Origin of the sequence: Leucothrix arctica (genome assembly GCF_003172895.1) — a bacterium.
GTDB classification, from domain to species: Bacteria; Pseudomonadota; Gammaproteobacteria; order Thiotrichales; family Thiotrichaceae; genus Leucothrix; species Leucothrix arctica.
On record NZ_QGKL01000011.1, the window covers coordinates 118,269 to 125,433 of the forward strand.

5 protein-coding genes and 1 pseudogene are annotated in these 7,165 nt (G+C 40.0%); 1 reads left to right on the forward strand and 5 read right to left on the reverse strand.

What is annotated here, in order from left to right; genetic code table 11:
• Positions 1–197 precede the first annotated feature (197 nt).
• From DKT75_RS03705 to DKT75_RS03720, 4 genes are all read right to left on the reverse strand, one after another.
• Positions 198–1,229 (reverse strand): PstS family phosphate ABC transporter substrate-binding protein, encoded by a 1,032-nt coding sequence (locus DKT75_RS03705; RefSeq protein WP_109822088.1) that lies wholly within the window; start codon positions 1,227–1,229, stop codon positions 198–200.
• Positions 1,230–1,319: 90 nt separating this feature from the next.
• Positions 1,320–2,006 (reverse strand): response regulator, encoded by a 687-nt coding sequence (locus DKT75_RS03710; RefSeq protein WP_109822089.1) that lies wholly within the window; start codon positions 2,004–2,006, stop codon positions 1,320–1,322.
• A 649-nt stretch (positions 2,007–2,655) separates the two neighbouring features.
• Positions 2,656–3,138 carry a pilin gene (locus DKT75_RS03715; protein WP_109822090.1) on the reverse strand — a complete coding sequence of 161 codons (483 nt, stop codon included), beginning with the start codon at positions 3,136–3,138 and terminating at the stop codon, positions 2,656–2,658.
• Positions 3,139–3,868: 730 nt separating this feature from the next.
• Positions 3,869–4,315: a pilin gene (locus DKT75_RS03720; RefSeq protein ID WP_109822091.1), complete on the reverse strand. Its 447-nt coding sequence runs from the start codon at positions 4,313–4,315 to the stop codon at positions 3,869–3,871.
• Between the two features lie 277 nt (positions 4,316–4,592).
• Between DKT75_RS03720 and DKT75_RS03725 the strand changes: the two are divergent.
• Positions 4,593–6,153, forward strand: a pseudogene (locus DKT75_RS03725) (IS3 family transposase).
• A 471-nt stretch (positions 6,154–6,624) separates the two neighbouring features.
• Here DKT75_RS03725 and DKT75_RS03730 read toward each other — a convergent pair.
• Entirely contained in the window at positions 6,625–7,071 is a 447-nt protein-coding gene (locus tag DKT75_RS03730; protein ID WP_109822092.1) for a pilin, read from the reverse strand.
• Between the last annotated feature and the right edge of the window lie 94 nt (positions 7,072–7,165).

Consider the following 7,165-nt stretch of genomic DNA (forward strand, 5'->3'; position numbering starts at 1 on the left):
CTCTACCAGAATTGGTCGGAAATTATATATTACTATGCTAGCAATTAGCACAATAGATTTACTCAGGTCTGAGCCATTAATATATTTGTTTACACATGATTGGACTTTATTGACTCAGTCCAGAATAAACTTATTTCGAAAACAACAAAGGCCCAAATAAATCGGGCCTTTGCTATTCGTGCAATCTATCTAGATGATTACATTGAAAGAGAAGTCATCTTTGTTGCATCTTCACGGAAGCCAGCACGCTTTTCTTCAGAAAGTGGGATCAAACCTTTCTCAACTAGGTAGCCGTCATCACCGAAAGAATCTTCAGAAACGAACTCAGCTAGGAACTCTTTGATGCCAGGTACTTTGCCGATGTGCGCAGACTTTACGTAGAAGTAAAGTGGGCGAGATACAGGGTAAGAACCGTCAGCAATAGTGTCAAAAGTTAGAGAAGCACCATCGATGATTGAACCTTGTACTTTGTCAGAGTTCTGGTCTAGGAAACTGAAGCCGAATACGCCAAGTGCGTTAGGGTTAGCTTCTAGCTTCTGAACGATAAGGTTGTCGTTCTCACCCGCTTCGATGAAAGCGCCATCTTCACGAACTTCGTGACAAGTTGCTTTGTATAGTGCGCTGTCTGACTTTTTGAAGTCTGCGATGAAGTCAAACGTCTTACAGCCACCTTCAAGTGCTAGTTCAGCGAATGCATCACGAGTACCAGAAGTTGGTGGAGGACCTAGTACTTCGATCTTAGTTGCTGGAAGTGATGGGTTAACATCTTTCCATGTCGTGTAAGGGTTTAGTACTAATTCACCTGGGTTCTTGCCAGGCACAGTCTTAGCAAGTGCTAGGTAGATGTCTTTACGAGTCAGTGTCATCTGTGGTGCTTTCTTAGAGTTTGCGAAAGCGATACCGTCGAAACCAACCTGAACTTCGATGATGTCTTTAACGCCGTTCTTCTGGCAAGTATCAAACTCACTCTTCTTCATGCGACGAGAAGCGTTAGTGATGTCTGGTGTGTCGATGCCAGCGCCAGCGCAGAACAATTTAGCGCCACCACCAGTACCAGTAGACTCGATCTTAGGTGTCTTGAATTTAGTTTTGTTACCGAAAGTCTCAGCAACAACAGTAGTGAAAGGGTAAACCGTTGAAGAGCCAACGACTTCAATGTAATCACGTGCAGAAGCAGCAGATGCAGTTGCTACTAGCCCAGCAGCAATGATTAGTGGTAATTTTTTCATATCCATCTCTCTGTGTTTGTCATTAGTTGATGGACGGCACTATAAGTTTCTTATATGACATCTTTATGACAAAACGCTGGGAATTTGGATTTACTTCGAAAGTTTGTAACCACTGCCTCTGACGGTTTGAATCAAATGATCAACATCGCGCGCTTTGAGCAGCTTGCGTAATCTTAGGATGTGGACATCAACCGTGCGTTCTTCAACGAAGTTGTTTTGTCCCCAAACGTGATCAAGTAGTTGTGTACGTGAGAGTACGCGCTCTTTGTTTTGAATGAAGTAGCGCAGGAGTTTGAGTTCTGTCGCACCTATTGGCGTTTCTTCGTCATCAACGACTAGCGTTTGGCTTGCTAGGTTTAGTGTTATTGCATCGTAGCTGATACTTTCAGTTGCAGTAACAGCAGGTTCGGTTCTACGAAGTAGGGCTTTGATGCGTGCATTTAGGGATTTTAGTGAGACTGGCTTTGTAATGTAGTCGTCGGCGCCAGATTCTAACCCTTGGATCATGTTTTGCTCTTCTGCTTTGGCAGTTAGCATGATGATGGGTATATCGCGGGTGTGTGGGTCTTTGCGGAGTTGTTTAACAAGGTCTGGGCCGGAGGAGTCTGGGAGCATCCAGTCCATTAGTATTAGGTCTGGGCGTTGCTCGCTGATTCTATCTGACATTTGCGCAGAGTTTTCAGCTTCGGTGAAGTTGTAGCCAGCGCGGGTAAGGGAGAAGCGGAGCATGTCTCGGATGGAGGACTCGTCTTCTATGCAGAGGATGGTTTTTGTCATTGGGTGTATAGACCCTATCGGTTATGGTCTCTCTAAATTTGATAAGCTAAAAAATGCTAGTTAATTGATGAAAGACTTTAAAAGAATGAAAAGTTAACATAAATGTTCATGGTAGCGTTTGTATAACGTCTAAAGCTCGTGAAGAGCTTCATCCAAATAAAGTAAACATGGTAATTATTTGATACCACTAGTTCAAGAGCATTCAGTCGTTAGATATTTCTTTTAATACTAGATAATCTGCTTACCATCACCTGCGATTTTTGACGTGAAGACATCTTTGTTATTAACTGATTTTATCAAATCTTTATTAAATAAATTAGTTAAATGGTGATTGATTCTGATAAATAGGATTTTAAAAAATTGAAAGACCCTTGTTCAGGTTAAACTTATAAATACGCTAGGTAATTTTTTGCCCTCTCCATATTAAAATGATACCAACGGATAGTGGTAAAAATTCATTAATATTTTCTGTATAACAGTTAAGTGAGAATTAACAGGAAATAATATTTTTTTCTCAAGTGTAGCTAAAAAACTGCTGTGATTTGGTAGTTCAATATACATATAAACTAAGTGGTGAAATCAACTTAGTTTTCATGATGTTACAACCTAGTATTTAGTAGGTAAACTGTATAAGGGTAATTTCTTTATTTTATAATGCAGTTGTAGTGCATACCTTAGGAGCATAAGTTGCCTTAAATCCTTTTGCTGCTATACCATTGACGGTACAAGACCATTTACCAGTATTATCGCGGTCAAGTATAATTGTTGCATTTTTAACTGCACCAGCTACAGAACCTGATAAGGTGCCCTCGACCTGTATTGTATTACTTGTACCATTTGCATTTAATTCAAAGCTCGTTATTTCGAACAAGTTTGAGCTCCCTGTCCAGCCATATGCTTTTGCGGCTGTGACTGCAGCAGCTCCAGAGGCTGTAGCAACAATATCACCTTCTAATATGCCAGCTTCCATGCCCGATTTAAAACCTACAATTTCCCCGTAACTAGAAGTGAGTTGAGATTTAGCAATATAATCCTGATACGCAGGAAGGGCGATAGATGCTAGGATACCAATGATTGCAACAACAATCATTAATTCGATTAAAGTAAAACCTTTTTGTATTTGCTTTTTCATTATTACCCTTAATATTTTTTTTAATTATTTTATAAGTAATACCAAGCATGAATCGAGCCAAACTTTTCGATTTATATAAGACTTTGAAATAAAAGGATTTTTTATTTCTAGTTATGTGTGTATTGTCACTTTTTGTTAAAAAGAGACCATACATTAACATATATTGTCGCTAGTCAAGTTTGGAACTCGCACCGTTCAGCATATAATTTTTTAAACTTAGCATTCAAGTAGCTGTTAATTCAGTAGTATAAGTAAAAGAACTGATTGAAGCGCATAGATAACTCTAATTTTTGTTATGTATCTAAAATTTAAACCTAAAATCAGTCAATAAGTGCAACATTAAATTGATTAGGTTCAAACCCCAAGTACAAATTCATTTAAAGGTTGCAGTGGGAGTTTTGATATTTAGGAACAAAGTTGTCTTGTATTTACCTATCACACGTAACATGAAGTTGCCTCATTAGGGGCATAATCGCGTCTACTAGAGCTACTTTGAGTTATCACTAAAGATTCTGATAAAGCCGCCTAAACGATTGAAAAGAAAAAGATGTTACAGTCCAACTCATTCAATTATGGCCAATGAGTTGGACTGAAGGGTGATTTTATCGTTTATTCAATGTCACTGATTCAGTAGCTTTATAGTGCTGATTTCTTATTACAAAAAAAGGCTCCTTTTAGGGGAGCCTCTTTATTAAACGATGTAACTTATTTTGTGTACTACTTATCGATATTACTGACAGTTCTTTGGCTTGTAGTTATCTTTAAAGCCGTTAGCAGCTGTACCAGCAATTGCACAAGTCCATTTACCTGCTACATCACGATCTAGCGTAATTGTTGCATTTTTAACTGCACCGGCAACAGAACCTGAAAGAGTACCAACAACGTTTATTTGATTGTTACCAGCAGTATTCAGTGTAAAAGCAGTGATTGCCATCATGTTAGAGCTATCAGTCCAGCCATAGTTAGCAATATCTGTAAGTGCTGCTTCATCTCCATCAAGTAAACCCGCTTCCATTCCTGCTTTCATGCTCGATATTTCGCCATAGGCAGCAGTTACTTGTGACTTAGAAATGTAATCTTGATAAGCAGGTAGTGCGATTGAAGCCAAAATACCGATGATTGCGACTACGATCATTAATTCAATTAGTGTAAAACCTTTCTGGAGTTGCTTTCTCATTTTTATATCTCTCTTATTATTAAGTTTATTATGTAGTTGTTATTAACTATCTGATTAATACATTGCAGAAGCCATGCCAAGTTTTGCTGTTTATAGCTTAAGTTGTTGAAAGTAGGTAACTAATTTATTTTCTGTTGCTTTTGTTACATGACACGCTAATATATTTTATCGGTTAAAATGTCATTATTTGTCATCCTGGTGTCACTAAGGGGCCCCCCTGTGTCAGGATTGTTGCCACCCCTAAATTCTCTTAAACTGAGTGGGTCGAATAAGGTCAATAATGGCTTATTCCATCGAACGAAAAGAGGCAATCCTCAAGAAACTATTGCCACCTGTTAATCAAACCGTTGCTGAAGTCGCCCGTGCAGAGGGATTGTCGGTCAATACCCTTTATCAATGGCGTGAAAAAGCAAGACAATCAGGACACCCTGTGCCCGGAAAAACACCGACCACCAACGATTGGTCAGCAGAGACTAAGTTAGCGACCGTGATTGAAACAGCGCTGTTATCTGAGTCAGAATTAAGTCAATACTGCCGTGAGAGGGGCTCTATGTCGATCAGGTTAAATCCTGGAAAATCCAATGCCTCACGGGTTTTCAGCTGAGTAAAGCGCAACAAAAAGACGCGTCTACGCAAGCCAAAGCAGATCAATTGAGCATCAAAACGCTTAAGAAAGAACTTCGCTATAAAGAGAAGGCTTTAGCTGAAACGGCCGCGTTATTGGTGTTCAGAAAAAAGCTGGATGCGTTTTGGGAGCAAGACAACGAGGACAGCTAAGTTCTCTCTCAGAACGCAAAAAATTGATCACCCTTATTCGGGAAGCCTTCGCCGCAGGTGCACGATTAAAACGGGCTTGCGAGGAAGCGAGTATCAGCTTTAGAACGTATAAGCGTTGGTTTAAAGCGGGTGTTGTTCAAGCCGACAAACGATCCTCGTGCGATCGCACAGCACCCGTCAATAAGTTAACCCCACAGGAACAGGTAATGATACTGACAACGTGTAATCAGGCGGAGTATGCCCATCTACCCCCGAGTCAGATAGTCCCGTCGCTGCTAGACAAAGGGATCTATTACGCATCAGAATCCAGTTTTTATCGAGTGCTAAAGCAAGCGGGTCAGCTGAACTATCGAGGCTGTACTAGCCAATCTCAGAAGCGCCATAAACCGACGAGTTTTAAAGCGATTAAAGCCAATGAACTATCGTCTTGGGACATTACTTATTTAGCTTCTCCGGTGAAGGGGCAGTATTATTATCTCTACCTGTTTGAAGATATTTATAGCCGTAAGATCGTTGGCTATGAGGTCTACGAAAAAGAATGTGGTGAGCTGGATTCCCAGCTGTTACAGCGCTGTATGCTAAAAGAACAGTGCTTTAATCGGCCTGATTCATTGGTGTTACATTCTGATAATGGTGCGCCAATGAAGTCATTTACATTGAAAGCAAAAATGGAAGAGCTGGGTATCATCAGTTCTTATAGTCGCCCCAGAGTTAGCAATGATAATCCGTACTCTGAATCACTGTTTAAGACCTTAAAGTACCGAGGTAACTGGCCATCGGATGGTTTTTTGAGCCTAGAGGATGCCAGAGATTGGGTGCATCATTTTGCTGATTGGTACAACAATGAACATAAGCACAGTCAGATTAACTACATGACGCCCGCTAACCGTCACAAAGGGCTAGACGCCGAGATATTGACTGCGCGTAAAGCGGTCTTAGAGAAAGCACGGCAATTACACCCGCTTAGATGGTCAGGTTCTGTTAGGAATTGTGATCCCATTGGTGCAGTGATGTTAAACCCAGATATTGATGCGGTAGAGCCTTTAAAAATACCAGGGTAATTATTATGCAACGGGTGACAACATTCTTGACAGACACCGGGGCATTGAAATAAAAAGTGTGATAGCTTTCTTAAAAGTCTTAACTCTTTGCTGATAAGGTGCTATCGCAATTCCCTGTATTATTGTTCCGGCACATTGAGCAGGCCGTGTTCTAGAGCAAGTATCAATAGTTGATTTACAGGCATTCATTACTTCAGTCGCTTCTTTGGCTGAGTAGTTTTTGATCAAAAAATAGTTATGCACACTCAAGTCTAAGCCTGGGTGAAAAGTTGCACCTCTTTCAGTGAGTCATTAGTTCTCGCATGATAGTGTAGGGTGATAATATTACCTTTAGATAGATGGCCAGATTTAGTAAGGCACTACACTTAATACAGCGTTATAGTGCTGATTTATTATTACAAAAAAAAGGCTCCTTTTAGGGAGCCTCTTTATTAAACGATGTAACTTATTTTGTTGTACTACTTATAGATATTACTGACAGTTCTTTGGCTTGTAGCTATCTTTAAAGCCGTTAGCAGCTGTACCAACAATTGCACAAGTCCATTTACCTGCTACATCACGATCTAGCGTAATTGTTGCGCTTTTAACAGCACCGGCAACAGAACCTGAAAGAGTACCAACAACGTTTATTTGATTGTTACCAGCAGTATTCAGTGTAAAAGCAGTGATTGCCATCATGTTAGAGCTATCAGTCCAGCCATAGTTAGCAATATCTGTAAGTGCTGCTTCATCTCCATCAAGTAAACCCGCTTCCATTCCTGCTTTCATGCTCGATATTTCGCCATAGGCAGCAGTTACTTGTGACTTAGAAATGTAATCTTGATAAGCAGGTAGTGCGATTGAAGCCAAAATACCGATGATTGCGACTACGATCATTAATTCAATTAGTGTAAAACCTTTCTGGAGTTGCTTTCTCATTTTTATATCTCTCTTATTATTAAGTTTATTATGTAGTTGTTATTAACTATCTGATTAATACATTGCAGAAGCCATGCCAAGTTTTGCTGTTTAT

What these genes read in the sequence shown, in the direction of transcription:
- DKT75_RS03705 (WP_109822088.1), bottom strand. Translation starts at nt 1,229, where the DNA reads ATGAAAAAATTACCACTAATCATTGCTGCTGGGCTAGTAGCAACTGCA.
- DKT75_RS03710 (WP_109822089.1), bottom strand. Translation starts at nt 2,006, where the DNA reads ATGACAAAAACCATCCTCTGCATAGAAGACGAGTCCTCCATCCGAGAC.
- DKT75_RS03715 (WP_109822090.1), bottom strand. Translation starts at nt 3,138, where the DNA reads ATGAAAAAGCAAATACAAAAAGGTTTTACTTTAATCGAATTAATGATT.
- DKT75_RS03720 (WP_109822091.1), bottom strand. Translation starts at nt 4,315, where the DNA reads ATGAGAAAGCAACTCCAGAAAGGTTTTACACTAATTGAATTAATGATC.
- DKT75_RS03730 (WP_109822092.1), bottom strand. Translation starts at nt 7,071, where the DNA reads ATGAGAAAGCAACTCCAGAAAGGTTTTACACTAATTGAATTAATGATC.